The sequence below is a fragment of the Candidatus Roizmanbacteria bacterium genome (assembly GCA_016700135.1).
Classification (GTDB): domain Bacteria; phylum Patescibacteriota; class Microgenomatia; order UBA1406; family GWC2-37-13; genus UBA1450.
Genome location: CP065004.1, coordinates 568,588 through 591,100, shown reverse-complemented (window position 1 = coordinate 591,100; position 22,513 = coordinate 568,588). Strand labels below are relative to the sequence as shown.

Here is a 22,513-nt window from a genome sequence, read left to right as displayed (position 1 = left end):
ATCAGATAATTCTGTTCTCAAGATACTGAAGATGTTTCTCTCGTGAACGCTGATACTCTCCTTTTTCAAGTCCGTGTTTATTGATCATGCGCACGGCATACTCGGCTCCGAGATAGTGAGGCATGATCACATATGAAGTGCCTTCTGCATATAAGGAGAGGGCCTCATCACGATTGTGAGAGATTGCAATAATAATCGCCCGCTTATTTACCGAGCGGATTCTCTTAACCAGGTGCAGATTTGTCTCAAACTCGGGAATGGTAGTGACAACGTATTTTAATTTTCTGATGTTGAGTTCTTCGATGAACTCCGGATCTTTCGCATCCCCGTACTTACAGGGAATCTCCATATCTTCAGCGAGTTTAATAGAATCCGGATTGAAATCAATAATCATAAACCGCAGCCCGAGCTTTTCAAATGATTTTACAAAATCCTGCCCGACTCTCTGGAAACCGAAAAGCAATGAGTCATAATCATGGTCACTTGATTTTTCACGTTTGTTCTTTTTCAGTTCCAGAAATGACAAAAGCTTTTCTACTTTTGGATAAATATTGTCCGCATATAAAATCAGATACGTTGAGCCTGCTATTGTTACCAGTCCGACAATAGTGATAAGAGATAAGACCTCTTTTGACAATGATCCTATCTGAAAACCCAGTGTTGCCAAAATCAATGAGAACTCACTAATCTGTGCTACTGTCAGTCCTGCCTGGAAGCCGGTTCTCTTACTGTATCCCAGCAGATTCATTATGATGACGACGATAATGGGGTTCCCTATCAAAACAAATACGGACAAAATCGCCGCCGGAAATAACAATGATCCTATCCCGTCCAAAACCATCTCCGAACCCAAAAGAATGAAGAAAAGCAAAATGAAGAAATCCCGCAACGGACGCAATCGCGATGCAGCTTCAAATGCATACGGAGTCATAGACATCGTAACCCCCGCAACAAGAGCACCGATCTCAACGGAAAATCCCAAGATGCTAAAAAGAGTTGCCATTCCAAGGCCCCAACTGATCGAAAACAAAAACAAAAGCTCCTGAGAAGAGGCTATAAACTTACTCAGTTTTGGAAGAATATAATTACTGACAGCAATAAGTGCTGTTATTAGTAACGCTCCTTTCCCGAGAGTTACGACCGCCTCAACAGCGACATTACCACCGGAACCGGCTGCAAATGATGTTGTAACCAATAAAATAATCGTTGCAACAATATCCTGAACCAGCAAAAAGCCAATTGCGATCTTTCCGTATAGCTTATTCAAATCTCCCTTATCCGAAAGGAGTTTAAGAATTATGATCGTACTGCTAAAAGTCAGGGCAATCGCAACAAATATGGCTGCCACTGTGTCTATACCCAGTGCACGGGATATCACAAATCCTATTATGGACGTAAAGAGCACTTGTCCCAGACCCGTAAAAAGAGATACCTTGCCTACTTCTTTGATGACATTCGGACTCAAATTCAGACCTACTATAAACAGAAGAATAGTTATCCCGATTTTTGAGAAAAGCTCCAGGACTTCACCGCTATGCAGGAGGTTCAGGACATACGGACCGATGAGTATCCCGGTAAGGATATAACCGACAATCAGCGGTTGCTTCAAAAGACGCATCACGATCGAAACGATCATGGCCACAAAGATGATAATACTGATTTCAATAAATATTTCCATACTATATAGCCTAGCAAATCCCGTTAAAAAATGCAGAAGAATTCGTTCTTATTTTGCGTCGGAAGTTTCGGGGACAACACTATCAGTGGTCCCGTAGATGTATGGCATGGGACGGGGATATGAGCTGTTCATTCTGAGCATTACAAGAAAGCCGAACACAACAAAGAGATATATTAACAGCCAGGCAATTGTCATTGCAAAGGTACCTATGCCCCACCAAAGACCTTTCTTGACCCCCATTACAATAGCCGGAACAAAAAGGCAGAGCGGATAAACCGCAAGAGACAAAATCATTACAAAAAGCGAAACGAGCAAATTGTACTCATAACCGATATAAAAAGATCCGCTTACAAAATTCATGAGAATAAACAGAAAAACCGTGTACCCGGCAGTCAGAATGGAAGATCCGAAGCTGCTGCCGACCATCCATAAAACCGTATGCAGTCCGGAATGAGGGCCGGGGGCTACAGTTGTCGACTTTCTTCGGAGATGCTTAAACAATCTGAATAAACCATATCCGATACCGGCAAGTACGACAAGCACTATCACGACAACAATAACTAATGTTTTTGCGTGAAGCTGCCAGAGTGATTTTGCATAAGAACCTTCTACTGTAAAAGTATCAAGAGGCTGCAGGGAACTAGCATGTTCAACAATCATCCCCTGACCTATCTGCTGGTAATATCGGTCAAACGCCTGGTTTGACATACCTGCCGAACCCAAAGTCGGAGCAGCTTTAAGCTCTGTTAATGACGAATCGGCGTAATTGACATCAGACGACGCGTCTTTCAGCCGCAGATCAATATCTGTTGAAATTCCGACCTGAAGTGTCCGGATCGGTGATTCCGTTTTGAGAGTTTCAAAGATATATGAATAGGATCCGGCAAAATCCTTTTGAGTATATGCTTTGGAACGATAATAGAGTATGTAACTGGCATGGCTCTAGACTAGCAGAGTAGTGCTAAACTAGAGGTATGGTTTGTAACAATAGGCCGATATCAAAATACAAGAGAAAAAAGATACTATGGTGTTTTGCACACGATCTGAGTGCTACACAGACCTCTGGTATTTTGGGTCTCAACCGCAATACAGTCAACAAATATTACAATAATATTCGTCAACTCATATATCATCACCAAGTGCACCAGATGCAACGATATGTTGGTGGTGAGATAGAAATTGATGAATCATACTTTGGACCTCGAAGGATGAGAGGCAAGTCAAGTAAAAGAGGTCGTGGGACGTCATTTAAGCAGGTAGTATTTGGGATATATGAGCGTCAAGGACGTGTATTTACTCGTATCATTCCAAACTGTAAAAGAAGAACGCTACATGCTGTTATGAAGGGAAAGATTGACTTGAACAGTACTGTATATTCAGATTCGTGGAGCGGATACAACGGACTTGTTGATGTCGGGTATGACAAACATTTGAGAATCAATCACAAGAAAAATGAGTTCTCAAATACAAAAGGGGTCCATATCAATGGCATAGAGTCATTCTGGTCCTTTTGTAAAAGACGTCTCGTTAAGTTCAATGGTGTAAAGAAAAACTTTCCATTACACTTGAAAGAGTGTGAATGGAGATGGAGCAAATCCCCATCGATCCTTTACAATGAACTATTACAAATTGTTAATGTGCTAGTCTAGAGCCCTGGCATTTGATTCGGGAGAAACACCTTCAGGAAGGGTAAGAGTTATCACATCCCCCTCTGTTTTCACTATTGCCTTCTTATACTTAGTATTGCCGGAATAATAATATCCATAAAAGTCCGGGTTCTCATACTGTATGCATTTGGGGGGATCATAACGATCTTCAACAACACCGGGAGTTGGCATTATCCTGACTGTTTCGTACCGAAGACATCTGCGGTCTCTGATAATCTGATACGCCACGATGTCTTCTAACGGACCTTTGGGAGCTCGCAGCGTTACTGCAGATACCGTTGCCTCTTCCGTATTTGTAAAGATAGCCTTCAGATTTACGACAGTATCGCCGTTACCGCGAAAAATAACTGAATAATAATGATCCTCACCGAATATTCCTGAAGGATCCGAATCAGGAGGCATAATTGCCATACCTTGAGTTGAGGCTTTTACACCAATGCCCATGAAGAGAATAAGCAAGAAGAGGAAAAAATGAAGAATTAGTTTCTGTTTCACAATTTCATTATTGCAGTAGGTGTTTATTCTGTCAATATCCTTAATTAAGAAAGCATTTCCAGTATCTCCATCGACTTTCTGCCGCGACGAAGCCGTATAGGATGATCTTTGTAATCCATCATATCACGCACAGTCCATGCATGAAAAAGGATCCGATACCAATCAAGTTGTACCATCTGGTCAGGGAAATATTTCCGCAAAATCCTTTCCCACTTTTCAGAGACTTCTTCATTGTTCCTCTCCAGCCATCCCCAGAAATAAGCAAAATCCCATAAACCGTCTCCAATACGTGCCCACTCAAAATCAATCAGGCGGACAAATCTGCATGATGTATTGTGGTGTACGATAATATTGTCGGAGCCCACATCCCCATGTATCGGCTCCAGTGCGTATCTCTCCTCTCGTACATAATCTTTGAGGCAGGAAAGTGCCTCTTCAATTTTTTTATAAGTAGCATCTGTAACGCTTTTCTCCTGAACAATATGCAGAGTCATATTGATGTTGAGAAGCATATAATTTTTCCACTGGACAAACTGCTCCTCAAGCGGAGGCTTCCAAAACGGTCGTACTTCATCCACCGGGAGACTGTGTATCTGCACGAGAGCCTCATACACTTTTTCAAGAAGCAAGTCCACTTTTTGGGGGTGGTCAATAAAACATTTCTTTATAACATCCCCGGCAACGTAATCCTGGACAAGTACATCATACCCAAAAAAGACCTGACTCGAATCTACCCGTTCAACTACCGGAGACGAGATCTTTTTACTATTCAGATATTGATATAGATCTATCTGCCTCTGAAATGCTTCATGGTCCTTGTCATGTACCACTTTTATAATTTTTGGCGCTGACATTTGGAGTTTATACACGGAATTACCCGATGCGGTTTCCATTCTCTCGGTTTCAGGCTCTTTACGGAGTTGCAACAGTTCCTTCGAATAAAATGCAATATTGTTTTTATTCGGCTTGAGAGGTGGGAAATCTGAGACCTCCTTTGTTGAAATCAATGTATTGTTCTTGAGTGTAAGTTGGGCAAAACATCCGTTATCGAGTTTAACCTCATGCAGATACTTCAGGAAATCCTGCTGAGATTGTTGCGTATCGAGTGTTGAAGCGTCGCCATGCTCAAGGCAGTATCGTATAGTCGTGATGACTACCTGATGACTGACTACAATATACGATCCGCTTTCGTCTAACGTAGTGAGCCACTTTTTCAAACCATCGGAGATACGTTTGATGAGAAGCTCCATACTTTCCCCCTTTGGATAGGGCGTTCGGAAATCCTCTCTTCTCGCACGCCAGGAAGGCGGAATTTTATGAATTACTTCCCACCAATAGTACCCTTCAAATATTCCGTGATGAAGCTCGGTAAGCCAATCTGCCGTTTTCACTGATGAACCGAGATAACTTTTTAGGATTGCCGCTGTCTCCTGAGCACGGGCGACAGGGCTTGAATATATTTGATCGTATTGATCATTTTTCAACTCCCATGCCGTACGGATAATCTGAATTCGTCCTTTGGGAGATAAACCGTCAGGATCAGTTTGACCCGATATAAAGCCTTGTTTTGTGTTTCCGATACTCTCGCCGTGACGGACTAAAAACAGTTTCATAGATCATCCATTATAACATCAGTCTTACATTTCCTTGAGCTTGTGATATTATGATAGCATTATGAAAATCAAGGAAATCAAAGCCCTCGAGATACTCGATTCTCGCGGTAAACCAACCATTCGCGCATTTGTAACTTTGGATGACGGTTCTGTTCACAAAGCATCAGTTCCTTCTGGAGCTTCGACAGGGACACATGAAGCCCTTGAGCTCCGCGATGGTGATACTTCAAAATTCCTTGGTCAGGGAGTGCAAAAAGCAGTACAAAATGTAAATTCCCAAATTGCAAAAACGCTCGTCGGTCAGGAGATTGCTGATCCGAGAAAACTGGATGAAATAATGCTCAAAATGGATGGGTCTGAAAACAAATCAAAATTGGGAGCAAATGCAATTTTATCCGTTTCTCTCGCTCTTCATCGGGCTGCAGCATATGCTGCAGATATGCCGCTTTGGAAGTTTATCAATACTTACTACTTTATAGGTGATCACACGATTGAACCTTCTTTCCCGAGACTCATGGTGAATGTTGTCAACGGAGGCAAACACGCCGGATGGAACTTCGATATTCAGGAATTTATGGTGATGCCTATTTCCAATAAACCGACTGCATCCGTACGACTTGCAGCTGAAATCTTCGCGGAGCTCGGAAATGTACTTAAAAAGCGAAAACTGTCAACACTTGTCGGTGATGAAGGCGGGTATTCTCCTGCATTATCATCCAACGAAGAAGTTTTTGAAACCATCGAAGAAGCGGCTAAAAACCTCGGATACTCCCGCAACAAAGATTTCGAGTTTGCTGTTGATTGTGCCGCAACGGAATTTTATGAAAACGGCTCATATGTCTTAAAAAAGAATAATCAAACCAAATCATCAGAAGAAATGGTCGTTTATTATCAGGAGATCGGCCAGAAATACAATATTCAGTCATTTGAAGACCCGTTTGCCGAAGATGATTGGAGCGCCTTTACAAAATTTACGGAATTGGCTGAAAAGTTCCAATTTCAGGTGGTCGGAGACGATCTCTTCGTCACAAATCCTAAACGGATTCAAAAAGGTATAGACGAAGGGGCTTCAAATGCAGTCCTTATCAAACTCAACCAAATTGGCTCGGTCTCTGAAACTATAGATGCCATTCAGATGACTCAAGCGGCAGGATGGAACGTCGCTGTTTCACATCGATCAGGAGAAACGGAAGATACGTTTATTGCGGATCTTGCTTACGGAGCAGGAGCTGAGTTTATAAAAACCGGTTCAATGTCACGAAGTGAAAGACTGGCAAAGTACAACCGACTGGTTGAGATTGAGAATGGGTTCTGAACTAAAGGATTGAAGAAATGGGGATTGGAGGCTTCATGATAAGATTCATGAAAAGTATCCCTTGCATCCTTCCCACGTATCCGAGTAAAATAATAATATGTCACAATCAGCAATTGCCTCCTTTTCTTTTGAACCGGTAAACATTTCGGCTTCTGCAGGCGATATAATCCCCGTGGATGTGATGATTTACAGTGGAGCGGACCCGGTAATTTCAACTGATATTTATATCTCATATGATCCCTCTATCCTGAGTATTGCATCTCCGCAGAACCCTGAACTGAAAAAGGGTGAATTATTCCAAAGTGTGGATGCAAAAGTTATTCAACCGGGAAGTTTATATATATATGCAATCAATCCGTCTGCTGATCTGAAACAGGTTACAAACGGGAAAATCGCGACCATATACTTTCAGGCTCAAAAGGAAGGCTCTACTGAACTGCGTTTTGACTGCGTTCCTTTTATGTCTCAAACATCACAAATTATCCGTAATGATGAAGAGCTTTCAAATATTATCAACTGTACCAGTACCCGTTCACATTCCACTTCCGTAGTAATTAATGATCGTCAGGAAGTCTTGGGAGTCTCAGTGGGCAACGGAGTGCAGCCGACTTGGGGATACGTTATCGTATCACTGTTGATGATTATTCTGACAGCAGTATTGTTTATGAGATACCGCAAACTGATGACTAAGCTTAAAACAAAATAATTATGCCAGTTGCAACCGTACTAAAAAATAAACTATCTCAACGAAAGATCATGCTTATCGCCGCTTCCGTCGGGATTCCTCTCTTATTGGCAATTATTATTATGACCTTTTTTCTGATTCAGGGCACGGCAACAGAAGCAAATGAAGAAGCTCCTTCAAACGTAAGCGCTTCACCGGTAGACAGTCAGAGTGCGCAAGTCACTTTTCAAACAGGCAAGGAAACAATCGCTGTTGTAGAGTACGGGACTTCTCCGGATGCTATGACAGAAGTCTCCTTCGGTGATCTGGAAGCAACCGAACATACAATACAAATCGGCGGACTTCAACCCAATACAACGTATTACTTCCGTATCCGAAGCGGAGAAAATGTATATGATGACGGCGGTTCACCGTGGACCTTTACCACTCCGGCAGGAGAAGGAACGGAAGTAGATCCCGACGTTCCCCTTCCGTCTATTGAAGTCGGAACAGGTTCTGCAACATTGTCTCCGACAAAGACGGCCACCTCGTCTCCCTCAATTGTACCGACACCAACTATGACCGCTTCACCTTCAGGATCAGTGACTTATTATCCGACTCCTGAAGCAACACCGTCAGGAAGTATCACAACCTATCCTCCGACAACTGGCTCAAGCTGTCAGGCAACGACGGATTGTACTTCTATTTTGAAATCATTGGGCACCCAGTGCACAACTCAGGATTATGTCAAATGTCTGATCGGTGCAAATACTTCTCCGACGGCGGCTCCCTCCACTTCACCCACAGCAACACCGGTAAGTGCAGCGACAAAAAATGCCTGTTCATTGAGCTACCTTCAGCCGAACAGCTGTTCCTCATGGATCTGGAATGATGTTTTGACACAAAGCCAGACATGCGAAGACACTTATACTAAGTATTTTGTTCAGTGTAAAAGTACCAGCTGGGGATCAAGTGATCCTGCAACCTGGTACTGTAATGAGACCATGACAACCAATCAACTATCACTTCCCTGTGCGACAGCTCCGTCACCGGCACCCGGTCAATCTGTATTCTGTCGAGTACGCGCTGAGACTGAAGACGGAGGTTCAGAGAATGCAACAGACTGGATATATAGCAGTTCCTCTTGCCCCAGAATCACCGGAGATGACCCTGATTGTAATATCGATTATGTCCAGGGTAATAGCTGTACTTCATGGATATGGGACTTTGACTACCAGAAAGATCCAAGATGTAGCAATAAATTTGATCATTATTTCCTCCAGTGTACTGATGATGGAGCTTTCAACAGCACCTCATTCTGGTACTGTAATACCACCACAACCGACCATTATCAGAATCTTCCCTGTTACAATGCGGCAATGCCGGGAGACGGAATGCCTATTACCTGTCGGGTCCGTGCTGAAGACGGCTACGGCGAAACGAACCATGTGTCATCCTGGTCAACAGGCTCAGCAGTATGTCCGACTTCCACACCGACTCCGACATACACGCCGACTCCGACCAACACCCCGACGAATACTCCGACTCCGTAAATATCTTTATACTCTTTTTCCGATGATGTATACTTAAGGATATGTCATACTTAGTGCTCGTTCGTCACGGTATTTCGGAATGGAACAAATTAGGCCTTTGGACCGGATGGAAAGATCCTGAACTTTCCCCGGAAGGGTATGAAGAAGCGAAAAAAGCGGCCGAATCTATACAGGACATCCCCCTTGATAAAGCCTATACTGCAGACCTTCAAAGAACCAAAGAGACAACAAAAACAATTTTGAAAGCGTTGGGAAAGTCCGAAATGGAGACGGTGATCACTCCTGCAGTACGCGAACGCAACTATGGAGATCTTGCCGGAAAGAATAAGTGGGTGGTCAAAGAAGAATATGGTGAAGAACAGTTTACAAAATGGCGTCGGGGTTGGGATGAACCTATCCCGAACGGTGAATCACTCAAAGATGTATATGAACGCCTGCTCCCTTATTACAAAGAACATATCGAACCCGAACTGAAGTCCGGCAAAAACATCCTTGTCTCAGCAAGCGGGAACAGTTTGAGAGCGCTCGTGAAATATCTTGAAGACATACCTGACAATGAAATTGCCGGACTGGAAATCGGTACCGGTGAAGTCTATGTGTATCAAATGGATGATCAGGCAAAAATCACAGAAAAACAAATCCGATCATCCAATCCGAAAAAAGGAAAGGTTTAACCTATGAAACATATACACCACAGCATAAAAAAGTATGATCGCATAAAATATATTCTGGGCATTCTCTTCCTTCTTATTATCATAATTATCGTTCTCTTTTTTCGAAGTAAAACGGTAGTCGCCCCTCAGGAAGAAGTTAGCAACAAAGATGTCATGCAGCAGGCAATGGATAATGACTGGCGCTGCCCGGCCAATGCATGGGTCAACTGCGAACCGAACAATGAGTCGAAAGAATGTAACGAAGAATACCTGAAATGAGCTTTATCACAGTGTGAAGGTTTTCAGGGAGCTGCATATTAAACAATACTTCCGTATATTTTTTTTAAGGCTTCTATCCCTTCGAAAAACATTTCTTCATCAAAATTTTCATCAGGTGCATGGAGATTGCTGTCCGGCAACACAAAACCGGTAAGGATAACCGGTGTTTTAAAAAGCCTCTGCATCATTTCAGCGGCAGGAACTGAGCCTCCTTCTCTCATCAAAACAGTATCATGACCGAAATGGACAGTGAGAATTTCTGCTGTTTTCTTGATATAGGGATCGTCAACTGAAGTGTAAAAAGGATCATCGTACGAAAAAGTCTGCAATGCATACTGGACGCCTGCAGGAAGATTCGTTTCGATAAATTGACGGATCTGCTTTTCAGTGTTCTTAACGTTCTGGAACTCTACCAGACGGCAGGAAAATTTCACCCTGGCTCGATGAGGAATCACTGTTTTGGGACCTTCCCCGGTAAATCCTGACTGTATACCGTGCACATCGAGAGAAGGAAATATTTTTGGTGCCAGGAATGAAGGAACATTTCTCATCGACGTAACAGTGAATGTCCCCGCTTCTTTCCTGAATGTTTTATCATCGACCGTTCCTTTCATCAGAAGCCTCATTTCAGCCGAATTTAGCGCACGGACATCATCATAGAAGCCGGGAATATGAACTTCTCCTGTCTTAGTATCTTTCATTTTTGCCAACAGCTCAGCAAGCACTTGTACCGGATTCAAAACTGCATTCCCGTATACCCCGGAGTGAAGATCCCGCTTCCCTATCCGTATCTCGAGTTCAAAATATACCAGTCCGCGCAAAGCATAAATAATCTGAGGTACCGATTTAGCATGCATCCCGACATCCGTTATGAAAAAAACATCCAGAGAGCTGAGCTCCCGTTCCTTTTCCTGTATATATGAATAAAAACTTTCACTGCCGCACTCTTCTTCACCTTCAATGAAGAAAATAATATTTGATTTAAGGCTTTCCGAACTGATAAGATAATCAACGGCTGCAAGATTTTGAATAATGTGGCCTTTATTGTCTGCCACACCTCTTCCGAACAACTTTCCGCTTTGTCTGCTGAGCGCAAACGGCCTGACAGTCCATTCCTCGACCGGGTCTTCCGGCTGGACATCATAATGTCCGTATATACCGACTGTTTTTTTTGCATTTGGTATAGAGTATTTAGCAAAAATTGCAGACGGGGCCCCTTGTCTTTTTAAGATTTCCACAGAAAAACCCATTTTTTTTAGTTTTCTTACTAAAAAAGTGATTGCTTTGCGCATTTCAGGTCGCTTAGTCCTGTCTGCTGAAACGGACCTTATACTGATGAACTCCGACAATTCATTCAGGGTATTTTGTTTAGTCATACGGTATTATACCTGCCATTCTCCGAAGTTGTACGAGCTTGCTATAATAAATACATATGAAAACCGTTCCCACACTTCTCACCACAACCATTGAAGAATTCATTTCACAGATGAACACTTTTCAGAGATACTATGACCGGATTCAGCTTGATATTGCAGACGGACAATTAGTCCCCAATACGACAGTCCAGATTAATGAAATGCTGGACGTATTTTCATCAAATCAGGTAACTATTTTTCCGAATATTACCTTTGATTTTCATCTTATGGTTTCAGATTATGAAGCGGAATTGGAAAAGATTGTAAAAATTCAGGAAGAAAATATTCAGGTGAATACCGTTCTCATCAATGCCTCACATGAAGTAAACATTGGGGAGATGAACAGCTCTTACTCTTTTTCTATAGGCTTGGATGTATTCCCCGATGTCAGCATTGATAATTTGGCACGCAATTATGATCTGGACTACGTTCCCAGCATTCAAATTATGACTGTGAATCCCGGCTTTCAAGGGTCACCTTTTTTGCCCCAAATGCTCCAAAAAATAGAACAGCTTAGAGCACAGGGCTATAATGGCGAAATTCTGATCGATGGCGGTGTCAATAGTAATTCCCTACCGACCGTTTCCTCACAATCATATCAACCGGATATTATATGTATCGGAAGTTATTTGACAAAGGCAGGTGCTGATTTGGAACGACGGATCAATGAATTAAAGAAATTTGATCAATAAACTATACTTTCTTACCTATCCTTTACTTGGACCAAATACAGAAGAAGAAATAAGAAGACTTTATAAGATTACTTTGTTCTAATAATACTTATAAACTTCTTCTTTGAGATCTATAAAAGTCTTATTCCCGATTGCATTCCGTATCTTTTGGGTCAACTGAGCATAGAACCAGACATTATGGATCGTCGCATACATAGCTGCCCTTGGATCCCGCGCAAGGAAAAGTTCCCACAGTTTCGGATAGGTAATTTTGTCATTTTTGCATGCATAGCAGGAACAGTTTTTATCCGGGACTTCATCAATATTCCGCATCTTTCTGATACTAACTCTTCCGTGTTCGGTATACAGCATACGATGTCTCGCTTCTCTTGTCGGGATGACACAATCAAAAAGATCAACCCCTCGCTCAACACTTTCAAAAATGTCACGTATCTGTCCGATACCCAAAAAGTGACGCGGTTTCTCGTCGGGCAGGATAGGAATAATCCAGTCGAGAATCGCATGTACGTCTTCTTTGAATTTTCCCAGACTTCCTCCCAAACCGAATCCGGGGACATCCATCGATCCCACAACCCGTGCGGATTCTTCACGAAGCGATCGATACTCTCCTCCCTGTACAATCCCGAATAATGCCTGCTTTTCTTCATGCTCACGATGGGCACTGATACATCTTTTCAGCCACCGATGCGTTCGCTCCATAGATTGACGGGTATATTCTTCACTATTAAGAGGCGACGTACACTCATCAAATGCAAACATGATGTCGGCTCCTAATTGGTGTTGTATATCCATAGAGGATTCGGGGGTCAACCGTACTTCTTTACCGTCGAAAGTAAATGATACCCCTTCTTCGGTAATTGTAAGCGGACTCTCATCATCGTCAGCAAAAGCAGTATCTTGCGCAAAATCCCGAGCCAACTTACCGATATTGTGCTTTTGACCAAAACCAAGCGAGAATACTTGAAATCCTCCGCTATCTGTCGCGAATGCGCGATCTCCAAGCCCCATATAGCCGTGCACTCCGCCTTGTGCTTGAATTGTGTCGACAAGCTTTTTTGTATGCGTATGGTATGTGTTAACGATAAAATACTGGTTCGGAAGATCCTTCCACAGCTCCCTCGGGACCGAACGAATTTCTCCTTCAGTTGCCACAATAGCAAGTTCAGGTGTCTGAATCTCTCTGTGAGGAGTATGGAATATGCCTGATCGGGCTTTAGTACCTTCTAATCTGGCAGTTATATCAAAGGTGAACATATTGGAATAAGTATTATAACAGTATCTTGCTGTTTACAGAAAGACTTGCTATAGTAAAAGCATACATGCAAAGGCATTATTTATTTCTCATACTCGGATTTTTTTTCATAACATTACTCCTTCTGACCCATGCAGAGATGCCCGCACCTGTTAAAGCTCAATCATCAGCCTCACCAATTCCCACTTCCGTCCCTCCCAATCGGACTTGCGGCCAAATTTGTAATCCCCAATACGGAGACACTGCCTGTTCAGGTGGATTAAATTGTTCTATGTCCAGTATTTTGATTGATAATCTTATTCCTGATCCTGTGCACGCTTTAGGAATCTGTGCAACAGAAAACCTGGTATATCAACGCGCTTGTATGGATGATATCTACGATGGAAACGCGACTGTTCCGAGCTGCTGTCAGGTTATTAGAGATCCGCCAACTGCACCAGCCTACTACACACGCGTAAGTCTGAATGAAGTCGATGAATTGCCAACGACATATAACGCACCGAAAATTGCTGCATACCGGGCTAACACAAATACAAAAGTCACGGATTGTGTACCTGACTCTGAAATTACATCGAGGAAAGCTTATAAGTGTAGCGGGCTTACGGAAGGAACAAACTACACATATAAAGCAATCGCTACACCCAAAAACGCATCTCTTCCGACCATTACATCTCAGATAAACGGCAAAGCATATACATCAGTATTATATGATCTTTGGGTAACATATCAAAACAAAGCTTCTTTATCCCCATCTACATTAAATGAAGGACAGTCAGGAACGTTGACAGTTTCCGGTAAAAAATTAAGAAGCCCTGTTGCTAAGTTAACTCTGACAGGTGCCAATGATGAATTAGGATCAATAAATCAAGAGTTTGAACTGGCATCCGGTACGAATACTTTTTCCCAGACGCTAACCCTTCCTCCTCTCCCTGCAGGAATTTATAAGGTTAGGGTATCGGTTGCCGAAGGCTACCAGGCTACAATTCCAGCATCTATCCTCACCTACGATTCCTTTACATTCACTGTTGGAGGGAAAAACACTACTATTACACCGGGAACAACAACTACAACCTCACCAACCGAAACTGTTGACGAATGTCCGAAAAAAAATCTTGGAGATGCGAACTGTGATAGTCATATAAACAATGATGACTTTGATATATGGAAAAGTGAATTTACCCGAACAAGAAACACAAAAGATGCCGATTTTAGTAATGATCAAAAAGTGACACTCCAGGATTTTGAAATTTGGAGAACAAATCAAGAAGTACGTCAGCGTGACGAATAACTATGGAAACACAACACTCATCATTCTTGCCGAAAATGAAAAAAGTCTTACTCCTTGTTGTGGGGATTGCTATTGCTGTCGGAATTCTGGGGTTTTTCTATGATTATAGTGAACGCTCGCGGGCAGCTATTGAAAACAATGTTGAGTTTTATTTCACGCCTTCCATAATAACTACAAGTCAGGTACAACAAGTCACCGTAGATGTTCATGCTACAAGCATACAACCCCTTTCTGCAGCAACAGTTCTCATTCGGTATCCGCGAAATCTCTTGGTTTTCGATAAATCTACAACAAAATCTGAGATCGTAGAATCGTGCAACGGTCTTGAAGAAACCGTTGACGTGCGGGATGTATCCGGACAGGATAATGTCAATACTATTATATTGACACGTGTATCCAAAAAAACGGATGAAAATCTTCCAAAAAATGCATTCTGTGTAGCACGACTTTTCTTTGCAACAAAGGATGCAGGTAAAGGAAAGATTACATTTGAGTCAGACACCGTAGAGGGTTGGAATTTTGATATTGCCGGCCCTGCGGGAAATTATTTCCCTCTACTTGATGGTCCCAAACCTAAAAAAGTAGATATCACGGTTGAAAAAGGGCAAGGGACCCCTTACACCTACAAAGGATTTGCTACATCAGATTCATATACTGCAAGTTCTCTAGGTGGCTTGGAAGGGGCTGATGCAATCTGTATGAAGCATGCTGCCGATGCCGGTCTTGACGGCGACTGGTTTGCATTTTTGAGTACAACAAACTCCGAAGAAACATATTCCCGCAATGCATTTGACAGATTTAACCATACTGATGTTCCAATTTATACAATTAACGGTGAATTACTCGCAGAAAATGTTGAACGGTTAAGATCATGTAATGGAAATGATACAAATTGCATCCAATCTGCTATCGGCGTGGATGAAACAGGTAAAAACCTGTTTGCTATTTCAGACACTAACTCCAGCGATACAAAAGTAACACCTGCTTCAGGTGTTACTGATCTTAATGCATGGACCGGTACTCTCATTCATATGACAACAAACCCTTATCCTGATACAAAAAACAGCTGTAATAATTGGACTTCAAACGAAGGAAAAGCAATTATTGGCGCATTATATGCAACAGATAAATCATGGGTATCATACGATGGTGTAAGCTGTACTGAAGAGCACAGATTATACTGTTTTTCCTATAATAACTCCCCATTCCCGTCCGAGACCACGCCGGCTCCTGATGAGGTATCACTCCCACCGGACAAAAATCCTACGGAAACCCCGGATGACAGCGCAAATAAAGTAGGCGTGAATTTCCGAGTAAAATTACAGGGAATTACATCTCAGCCTAAAAACTCTTCACCGGTTTCTATTCAGATTAAGCTTGTCGAGGGAAATAAGGTTGTAAATACAAAACAAGTTGAGTTCTCACCTCAAGCTGACGGTGCATATGTAGCTAATACAAACTACGAGAAAATTTATCTAAATAAAAAATATTCGTTCCTGATAAAGGGACCGAAACATATACAGAAGCGTGTTTGTGTCAATTCACCCAGTGAAAACATCAGCGGAACATATCTTTGTAAAGACTCAAACATAACCTTTAAAAAAGGTGATAATACACTGGACTTTACCAATATTATTTTGCTTTCAGGTGACCTACCGCTTCAAAACGGAATCGTTGATGCGGTGGATATCGCGTATGTGAGAAATTTTGTCGGTAGAAATGATCCTGATATTGTCGCACGCGGAGATATCAATTTTGACGGTGTCGTCGACTCACAGGATTATACCCTCATTATTAATGCCCTTGCATTTAAATACGACGAATAATTCTTTATCCCAGTGTCGTTGATGTATGAATTCTTTTGGCTCCTGTTTTCTCACACGGTGGAGGCGAAGACGATAGATAACCCTCTTTAATAAGTTGGTCGACAGTCATTTCTCCGAACATAACAGCCGAATAAATTTCAGCTGGGACATGAATAAATACTGACCCACAAGTCCCGTCATAACAATAATTACACCTCGGAAGATCTTCGGGATATTCCTTTGGAGGCGCTCCCCAACAGTCTGATAATACTTCAAGTCTTGTCATAGTTTTTCAGTAATACTGGAATTATAATCTCAGAGAGTTACTTTGTCAACCCGACTTCATTTGGTGACAATCTAAACAATCCTTCATCTCTTCGCTTTTGATCCAGGTAATGTGCGGTAAATCCAACGGCACGTGACAGTACAAAAAAAGCATTAAAGAACTCAGCATCTATCAATTCCTGTAACTCCCGCACCGTGAGGCCTTCCTTTTCTGATAACAAATCAAGCAGCACTGCCGCAATCGCGCCATCTACATTCAAAATAAGATTCCCTTTTTTTGCGGTAGTTATTTTTTCTACCCCTTTTGCAAAATCTGTATAGGATGTCTGTTTTATCTGTTTGGTAAACTCGAGTATCAAGGACGCGCGCGGATCCGGCGCATCTACACGATACTTTTTATGCCCTATGCCGGAAATAATGCCTCTTTTTTTTGCTATTGATTCGACATAATCGTAAGGTGACACCTGCGTATCGACACCTTCAAGCCAGTGTTTCGCTGCCTGGTTGATTGCACCTCCAAAACGCGGTCCTATTGTCAACAGACCGGATACGACAGAAGATACCAGATCTTTGCCTGCACGGGCTGAAATCATCGTGTTAACGGCCCCTGAGACATACGGGCCATGGTCAACCAGCAGCTTCATCACCAGATCAATAAACTCGGCCGTATTTTTGGATTTAAGCTGTCTTCCCAACAGCATTGATCCAACAACATATCCATACGAGTGTTCTGTGGCCAGAGATAGTAAATCTTTTCCGACAATTTCAACGGAACCGTCTTTATCGTGTGATATTCCGTTAATAAAGTAAGATGCTTTCCTCTGTGACATTCCTTTTGCCATTTTTTCACGTGCATTATTAGAATTCATCTTCGTATCAGGTAAAGACTGGACAAGTTTGATAAACTCCGTAAAGGAACTTGTTGCATGTACTCCGACAGCTTTTAACGCAGCTGTTTTTGCCTGCGCTGTTTCCTCTCCCCTTGCGGCCATCGCCTTGGCATGTCCAAACTGGGGAGGCGTCTCAAACATTTCACTGATCGTCCCGCCGATATATGTTATGATTTTTTTTGTAATCTTCTTTGCCTTGATAAGTTCAACCAAATCATACTCATCATAGCCTCCGAGCTCTCCGAAGTAAACTATCGCCTCAGTGTTTTTATCCTTTTCTGCAGCCCTAAAGGCATCTATCGGAGTGAGCAGCGGAAACCTATCACCACCGAATGACAGACTGAATGAAATCCCTTTACCGGCTCCGGTGACCAGATTTATAAGTTCATTGGTCATGCCTCCGGATGATGAAAACACAGCAACCTTGCCTTGTTCGAAAAGGTTTGCCCCCAGTAGTTGTTTTGCCTGAGTCCCGCCTATTGCGCCGAGTTTAAGATGTCCCGGGATCAGCAGTCCGACAGATGCCGGACCGACAACAAACTGATTTTTCTTTATATGATTATAAATACCGAGAGTATTTTTTTCCGGAATATTTTCTGCAAAGAGAGTGCCGCCCATGAGATTGGGTAGTGCCGTAAGAATCTCAAGAGTAGAGGACATTGATCTTCTTCCAGATGTTAAATTCAGGAACAGAGAAGTATCGTTTCTGATATTTTCAGGGACATCTTCTAGCGTTCCGTACACCGGTATCATTTCTTCCTGACTGCCCCAAAACAGTCGTAAATACTTTTTACCCGATGCAACAATTGCCTTTAAGTCGGGCACGCGTTTTCCTGACAGATAATCAAAATCCATCATTGACTGTAAGATCCCGGGATGTGAACCGAGAGCAATGATTGAATGATCAGTATTTCTGAGTTTGGTGAGGTCAAGCATACTTATTTCTTTTTTGGTAATGTTTTAACGGCAAGACGTACAATTTCATGAAGGGGAAGTTCCGGACCTGAAACATGTCCATACAAATTATTTTCCCGTGACCACTTTTCAATCATTGCGAGTCCTTCCTCCTGATGAGGACCTCCGCGGCGAACATACAACTTTACATTGCGCTTTTTTAGCAGGGTTCTATATTCCTCAAGAGCCTGAAGGACTCCTTTAAAGGTAGTTCGGATATCGGTAAAATTTGCAACTCCGCCGCCGATAATCAATACTAACTTCTTATTGTTACTTTTCAGCATGGACTGCAGAACATATGTAGTATACAGATAGGTTTCCTCCTGATTCGGATTACCGGAGTACTCCCCGTAATTCCCGAGCTCTTGTCCATAGCCAAGATTGTAAATCTCATCAGCAAGAGTAATACTGGCACCGCCTCCCGATAATAGACACCAAATCGATCCGTCCTGATTCAACAGAGTAAACGATAAAGCAGCCTGACTTTTACTATTCAGCTCTTTTACTTTTTGTTCTTCTTCAGATTTGGTTTGTTCAGCAACAACATCCTGACCTGTCCACCCGTTTTTAACAAAAAACTCAGCGGTACTATCCACTTCAACAGCTAAATCAAGAGCATGCATCCCTGACTCAGTGATGACCAACGGATTTATTTCCATGAAAGAAATATAATTTTTCTCGAATAATTCCCGCATTACCTCAAACTCTTCTGCCTTCAATCCAAGATCTTTCAGTACAGGTAGAGGAGCATTATGAGTTATCACAACAGTCCGAACCTTATCTTTATTACTTTCAATATCAATTCCGCCCTGAGCAGCAAACCGCACCAGAATTCCGTCACGGGTTCTTTCAAGTGAGATATACTTTTCCTGAGCTGACTCGTGAGGCAGCATTTCTTCCACAAGGTATCGGGTAAAGCCTTTCTGAGCAAAAAGGTTACATATATTCTGCAGATCCGATTTCTTAACGTTTAGTGCCACCAGCCCTTTTTTCATACGGCCCTTGATTCCTTGATCTACTTTTACCGCGTACTCTTTTTTAGGAGAGAGTTGGGACAGAGAAGAGGAGAATCGGTAAGACTTACCTTCTTTCGTCACTGCAATTCCTTTATAATTTTTGCCTAACTCTTGAAAAAGGAGTTGTTTTGCTTTAAATTCAGTAAGCTTGACACGTGACATAATAGATTTCGAATCAATAATAATACTCACCCTTACGGGTTACTATTTTAGTCGATATGCCAGAGAATATCATTCGCATTTTGGCTTAATAATAAGCTAAATTAGAAGGCAGGCTGATAGAGTAGTCCTTTCCATCTTCGTCCCCCTTTCCTCAGACCCTCTCTTCAAATCCATAAAATTCTAAAACCTCTCCCCCGTCAAGAAAAAATTAATTTATCTTGAATAAAAACAATAATATTTTTATAAAAAATACAAATTTAGAAGAAAAATTAATATTTCCGGCCAAGGTCAAAATTTCAAAAAAACACTCTAATATTACATTAAACGACGCGTTTTTAGGTACTTTTTTGCTTCCCTTTTATAACCTTGTAAAGGATTTATATTGTCATGACAATCTTTTAAACCTCTCCTCTCTTCCCTCTTTTTCCCGGGGGAGAGTGACTTATCAGGGTGCCCAGAGTCCGAGAAGCTTCAGGTTTTTGAATAATGCAGGAATATCTTTGAACCTAAAAGCACCGTCTCCATCAAAATCAAGCGGAAGCATCCTCTCAAATTCGATTTCATTACTCCCCTTCTTGAAAACGATATGTTCCTGTCGAGGAAGATAATTTTTTTTCAGCAATACAACCCTGTATGTATCACCTAAGGCAATGTTCTCAACTTTCGGGATATATCCTACCCCGTCAGTCACCTTGATATTTTTCTGCTTAAAAACTATCTGTTCATATTGGTCAAAAACCTGTATTTCGAAATCACCGTCAGTGGTTTTAAGTTTTGGAAAAACCGATACGTCAATACTAAGTGACGGTAACGGCACTACTTCATAATCCCAGTTGCCGCTCTCAATAACAGGTTGGTCATCTCTATTCAGAACGAATTTCGTCCGTGATTCTCCGATTGCTTCCTCGGTTGAGAAATACACATCAATAAGGCGGGTATCATCCGGTTTGATTTCACCGAGTGATGACACAAGATACTGTGTTTTCGGGATACCGTGTAAAATGAATGAATACCCGTTTTCTTCACTCCAGATTGCCTGTCCGGTATTTTTTAGCTCAACACGGAAATGATACGTTGATTTTTCGACAATTTCCCGGGGAAGTTCGAACTCAATACTGCCTTTTTCGTCGATTTCAGGCCTGCCTCGTTGTTTTTCCATATCTTGTACCGTCTCAAACTCGGGATATACCCCAACATTATTCAGCTGTACCCATGAAAATTTGAGAAAAGGCTCTCCCTGATAATTCAGGACAAACGGCGTCACCGCAACAACCCGGTCATCACGCAGCCAGATCTGCTGATATGCATAGCGAAAATTTTCAGCTATTTGGTCTCTTGGTATCACATCACCATTCCAGCCTGTCTCCGTAATAAAAACGGGAAGCTCCTTCACACCCATACCTCTCAGTAAAGACAGTTCCCATTCGTATCCCCGTATAGTAGTTCGGCCCGTTGCAAGTGGTGAACCGATGAACCCGGGGTTCGGATATGAGTGGGATGCCAAACCGTCAAAGTAGGTATTATAATCTTCAACCCCGATTGCCTCAACAGTTTCCCGCATAAATACCGCAGCATCTTCATAATTCGGCTTTGCTGACGGCGCCGCAAGGTCTACTCCGCCAAGCATCACAAAAAAATCACTATTTGATTCTTTTAGTTTCCTTGCAAACTCCTCAGTAACCTCGGCAAAATTCTGTGCATCCACTTTGCCCCCCCATTCTGTTGCATGATTCGGTTCATTGAACAAAATAATGTAACGATTCTTCACCACCCAGTTTAGGTTGTTCAAAAAATCTGCCCATTCTTCCGCATCATCACTATAAGGTCTTTCCCAATTACCCCCGTCTGGCTTTGTTGCAAGTCTTATTATTGGTATGAGGCTCCGTTCTCTCAATTTATCAAAAATTGGCTGCCATTTATCGATGCTTCTGTCATCTTCATGTATCACGAGAGTAACATATCCCCAGGTGCCATTTTGTGAGTTCACAAGTTGCTGAGCACGATCAATATCCTCGTCAGAAGGCTGCGCAAGGTGTATACCGAATTTATTATTTGGCGCGGATTCCGCCCATACAGGAGACAGCACCAGAAGAAAAATACCGAAAAAAAGGGTAAATAACGAAAACGATCGTTTCATAACTATATTATATAAAACTGGGAATATGAAGATCAGACTTTAGGAAGAACGATGCTTTTTTGATGAGAATACGCTCCCGAAAGCTCCTGATATGATTTCTCCGGACTCTCGTCTGCCTCAAAAAAGAGTATTTCAGCAATCCCCTCGCCTGCATAAATTTTTGCCGGCAATGGTGTGGTATTTGATATTTCGATAATAAGAGAACCTTCCCATTCCGGTTGAAGAGGCGTAACATTCACAATAATACCGCATCTTGCATAGGTAGATTTACCGATACAAAGACCTAAAACGTTCTTCGGTATTTTCAAATATTCAAGACTTCTGGTAAGCGCAAAAGAATTAGGAGGAATAAGGACATACCCTTGATCACGGACATCTACAAAAGACTTCTCATCAAATTTCTTCGGATCCACAACTGCTGAATGAACATTCGTAAAAATCTTAAACTCATCAGCAACCCGTAAATCATACCCGAATGAAGATAATCCATATGATACTTTTCCGTTCCTGACAAGACGATCTTCAAAAGGATCAATCATTTTGTGTTCATGAGCCATTTTCCTTATCCAATGATCCGGTTTTATCGACATGGAGACAGTATACAGGATCACACTCTCTACTGAAAGAAGAAATATTGATTATGCAGAAGCAGGTCGTATCGCCAAATACATTGCCATAATCATAAAAAAAGTAAGTACGA

At 42.1% G+C, this 22,513-nt stretch carries 20 protein-coding genes; 9 read left to right on the top strand and 11 right to left on the bottom strand.

Annotation, left to right across the window (positions count from 1 at the left end; translation table 11 throughout):
* Position 1: 1 nt before the first annotated feature.
* Both IPM65_03290 and IPM65_03285 read right to left on the bottom strand, forming a co-directional pair.
* Entirely contained in the window at positions 2-1,678 is a 1,677-nt protein-coding gene (locus tag IPM65_03290; GenBank protein QQS44597.1) for a cation:proton antiporter, read from the bottom strand.
* A gap of 48 nt (positions 1,679-1,726) precedes the next feature.
* A complete protein-coding gene (locus IPM65_03285) occupies positions 1,727-2,386 on the bottom strand; it encodes a hypothetical protein (protein QQS44596.1) in 660 nt (219 codons plus the stop codon).
* Between the two features lie 266 nt (positions 2,387-2,652).
* On the opposite strand from IPM65_03285, the gene IPM65_03280 reads away from it, so the two are divergent.
* The gene (locus IPM65_03280) at positions 2,653-3,327 is read left to right on the top strand and encodes an IS1595 family transposase (protein ID QQS44595.1); all 675 of its coding nucleotides are present in this window, start codon (positions 2,653-2,655) and stop codon (positions 3,325-3,327) included.
* Here IPM65_03280 and IPM65_03275 read toward each other — a convergent pair.
* On the bottom strand, positions 3,319-3,840 hold the full coding sequence (locus IPM65_03275) for a hypothetical protein (protein QQS44594.1): 522 nt from the start codon (positions 3,838-3,840) through the stop codon (positions 3,319-3,321). The two genes, IPM65_03280 and IPM65_03275, sit on opposite strands and share 9 nt — an antisense overlap.
* A 44-nt stretch (positions 3,841-3,884) precedes the next feature.
* Positions 3,885-5,453 (bottom strand): histidine phosphatase family protein, encoded by a 1,569-nt coding sequence (locus IPM65_03270; GenBank protein ID QQS44593.1) that lies wholly within the window; start codon positions 5,451-5,453, stop codon positions 3,885-3,887.
* Positions 5,454-5,511: 58 nt separating this feature from the next.
* On the opposite strand from IPM65_03270, the gene eno reads away from it, so the two are divergent.
* The 5 genes from eno to IPM65_03245 all read left to right on the top strand — a co-directional run bounded on the left by eno (position 5,512) and on the right by IPM65_03245 (position 9,917).
* Complete coding sequence (eno, locus tag IPM65_03265; GenBank protein ID QQS44714.1) at positions 5,512-6,768, top strand: phosphopyruvate hydratase; 1,257 nt, start codon at positions 5,512-5,514, stop codon at positions 6,766-6,768.
* Between the two features lie 97 nt (positions 6,769-6,865).
* A complete protein-coding gene (locus IPM65_03260; GenBank protein ID QQS44592.1) occupies positions 6,866-7,474 on the top strand; it encodes a hypothetical protein in 609 nt (202 codons plus the stop codon).
* A gap of 2 nt (positions 7,475-7,476) precedes the next feature.
* Complete coding sequence (locus IPM65_03255) at positions 7,477-8,985, top strand: fibronectin type III domain-containing protein (protein QQS44591.1); 1,509 nt, start codon at positions 7,477-7,479, stop codon at positions 8,983-8,985.
* 41 nt (positions 8,986-9,026) lie between these two features.
* Positions 9,027-9,659 carry a 2,3-diphosphoglycerate-dependent phosphoglycerate mutase gene (locus IPM65_03250; protein ID QQS44590.1) on the top strand — a complete coding sequence of 211 codons (633 nt, stop codon included), beginning with the start codon at positions 9,027-9,029 and terminating at the stop codon, positions 9,657-9,659.
* A gap of 3 nt (positions 9,660-9,662) precedes the next feature.
* The gene (locus tag IPM65_03245) at positions 9,663-9,917 is read left to right on the top strand and encodes a hypothetical protein (GenBank protein ID QQS44589.1); all 255 of its coding nucleotides are present in this window, start codon (positions 9,663-9,665) and stop codon (positions 9,915-9,917) included.
* 38 nt (positions 9,918-9,955) lie between these two features.
* On the opposite strand, the gene IPM65_03240 is transcribed toward IPM65_03245, so the two are convergent.
* Positions 9,956-11,293, bottom strand: coding sequence for a M20/M25/M40 family metallo-hydrolase (locus IPM65_03240; protein ID QQS44588.1), 1,338 nt, complete (start codon positions 11,291-11,293; stop codon positions 9,956-9,958).
* Positions 11,294-11,349: 56 nt separating this feature from the next.
* On the opposite strand from IPM65_03240, the gene IPM65_03235 reads away from it, so the two are divergent.
* Complete coding sequence (locus tag IPM65_03235; GenBank protein QQS44587.1) at positions 11,350-12,024, top strand: hypothetical protein; 675 nt, start codon at positions 11,350-11,352, stop codon at positions 12,022-12,024.
* Positions 12,025-12,102: 78 nt separating this feature from the next.
* Here IPM65_03235 and tgt read toward each other — a convergent pair whose 3' ends face one another.
* Positions 12,103-13,278 carry a tRNA guanosine(34) transglycosylase Tgt gene (gene tgt / locus IPM65_03230; protein ID QQS44586.1) on the bottom strand — a complete coding sequence of 392 codons (1,176 nt, stop codon included), beginning with the start codon at positions 13,276-13,278 and terminating at the stop codon, positions 12,103-12,105.
* Positions 13,279-13,547: 269 nt separating this feature from the next.
* Here tgt and IPM65_03225 point away from each other — a divergent pair, with 269 nt between their 5' ends.
* Together IPM65_03225 and IPM65_03220 are read left to right on the top strand one after the other, a co-directional pair.
* Entirely contained in the window at positions 13,548-14,564 is a 1,017-nt protein-coding gene (locus tag IPM65_03225) for a hypothetical protein (GenBank protein ID QQS44585.1), read from the top strand.
* A 2-nt stretch (positions 14,565-14,566) separates the two neighbouring features.
* A complete protein-coding gene (locus tag IPM65_03220) occupies positions 14,567-16,390 on the top strand; it encodes a hypothetical protein (GenBank protein ID QQS44584.1) in 1,824 nt (607 codons plus the stop codon).
* A gap of 4 nt (positions 16,391-16,394) precedes the next feature.
* Here IPM65_03220 and IPM65_03215 read toward each other — a convergent pair whose 3' ends face one another.
* The 5 genes from IPM65_03215 to IPM65_03195 all read right to left on the bottom strand — a co-directional run bounded on the left by IPM65_03215 (position 16,395) and on the right by IPM65_03195 (position 22,403).
* Positions 16,395-16,655 (bottom strand): hypothetical protein, encoded by a 261-nt coding sequence (locus IPM65_03215; GenBank protein ID QQS44583.1) that lies wholly within the window; start codon positions 16,653-16,655, stop codon positions 16,395-16,397.
* Positions 16,656-16,692: 37 nt separating this feature from the next.
* Positions 16,693-18,480, bottom strand: coding sequence for a hypothetical protein (locus tag IPM65_03210; protein ID QQS44582.1), 1,788 nt, complete (start codon positions 18,478-18,480; stop codon positions 16,693-16,695).
* Between the two features lie 2 nt (positions 18,481-18,482).
* On the bottom strand, positions 18,483-19,676 hold the full coding sequence (locus tag IPM65_03205) for a hypothetical protein (protein ID QQS44581.1): 1,194 nt from the start codon (positions 19,674-19,676) through the stop codon (positions 18,483-18,485).
* Between the two features lie 445 nt (positions 19,677-20,121).
* Positions 20,122-21,813, bottom strand: coding sequence for a hypothetical protein (locus tag IPM65_03200; protein QQS44580.1), 1,692 nt, complete (start codon positions 21,811-21,813; stop codon positions 20,122-20,124).
* 32 nt (positions 21,814-21,845) lie between these two features.
* Positions 21,846-22,403 carry a dCTP deaminase gene (locus tag IPM65_03195; GenBank protein ID QQS44579.1) on the bottom strand — a complete coding sequence of 186 codons (558 nt, stop codon included), beginning with the start codon at positions 22,401-22,403 and terminating at the stop codon, positions 21,846-21,848.
* Positions 22,404-22,513 lie beyond the last annotated feature (110 nt).

Coding starts and splice junctions, on each gene's coding strand:
- IPM65_03290 (QQS44597.1), bottom strand. CDS start 1,678: ATGGAAATATTTATTGAAATCAGTATTATCATCTTTGTGGCCATGATC.
- IPM65_03285 (QQS44596.1), bottom strand. CDS start 2,386: ATGTCAAACCAGGCGTTTGACCGATATTACCAGCAGATAGGTCAGGGG.
- IPM65_03280 (QQS44595.1), top strand. CDS start 2,653: ATGGTTTGTAACAATAGGCCGATATCAAAATACAAGAGAAAAAAGATA.
- IPM65_03270 (QQS44593.1), bottom strand. CDS start 5,453: ATGAAACTGTTTTTAGTCCGTCACGGCGAGAGTATCGGAAACACAAAA.
- IPM65_03260 (QQS44592.1), top strand. CDS start 6,866: ATGTCACAATCAGCAATTGCCTCCTTTTCTTTTGAACCGGTAAACATT.
- IPM65_03255 (QQS44591.1), top strand. CDS start 7,477: ATGCCAGTTGCAACCGTACTAAAAAATAAACTATCTCAACGAAAGATC.
- IPM65_03250 (QQS44590.1), top strand. CDS start 9,027: ATGTCATACTTAGTGCTCGTTCGTCACGGTATTTCGGAATGGAACAAA.
- IPM65_03245 (QQS44589.1), top strand. CDS start 9,663: ATGAAACATATACACCACAGCATAAAAAAGTATGATCGCATAAAATAT.
- IPM65_03240 (QQS44588.1), bottom strand. CDS start 11,293: ATGACTAAACAAAATACCCTGAATGAATTGTCGGAGTTCATCAGTATA.
- IPM65_03235 (QQS44587.1), top strand. CDS start 11,350: ATGAAAACCGTTCCCACACTTCTCACCACAACCATTGAAGAATTCATT.
- tgt (QQS44586.1), bottom strand. CDS start 13,278: ATGTTCACCTTTGATATAACTGCCAGATTAGAAGGTACTAAAGCCCGA.
- IPM65_03225 (QQS44585.1), top strand. CDS start 13,548: ATGTCCAGTATTTTGATTGATAATCTTATTCCTGATCCTGTGCACGCT.
- IPM65_03220 (QQS44584.1), top strand. CDS start 14,567: ATGGAAACACAACACTCATCATTCTTGCCGAAAATGAAAAAAGTCTTA.
- IPM65_03215 (QQS44583.1), bottom strand. CDS start 16,655: ATGACAAGACTTGAAGTATTATCAGACTGTTGGGGAGCGCCTCCAAAG.
- IPM65_03210 (QQS44582.1), bottom strand. CDS start 18,480: ATGCTTGACCTCACCAAACTCAGAAATACTGATCATTCAATCATTGCT.
- IPM65_03205 (QQS44581.1), bottom strand. CDS start 19,676: ATGTCACGTGTCAAGCTTACTGAATTTAAAGCAAAACAACTCCTTTTT.
- IPM65_03200 (QQS44580.1), bottom strand. CDS start 21,813: ATGAAACGATCGTTTTCGTTATTTACCCTTTTTTTCGGTATTTTTCTT.
- IPM65_03195 (QQS44579.1), bottom strand. CDS start 22,403: ATGTCGATAAAACCGGATCATTGGATAAGGAAAATGGCTCATGAACAC.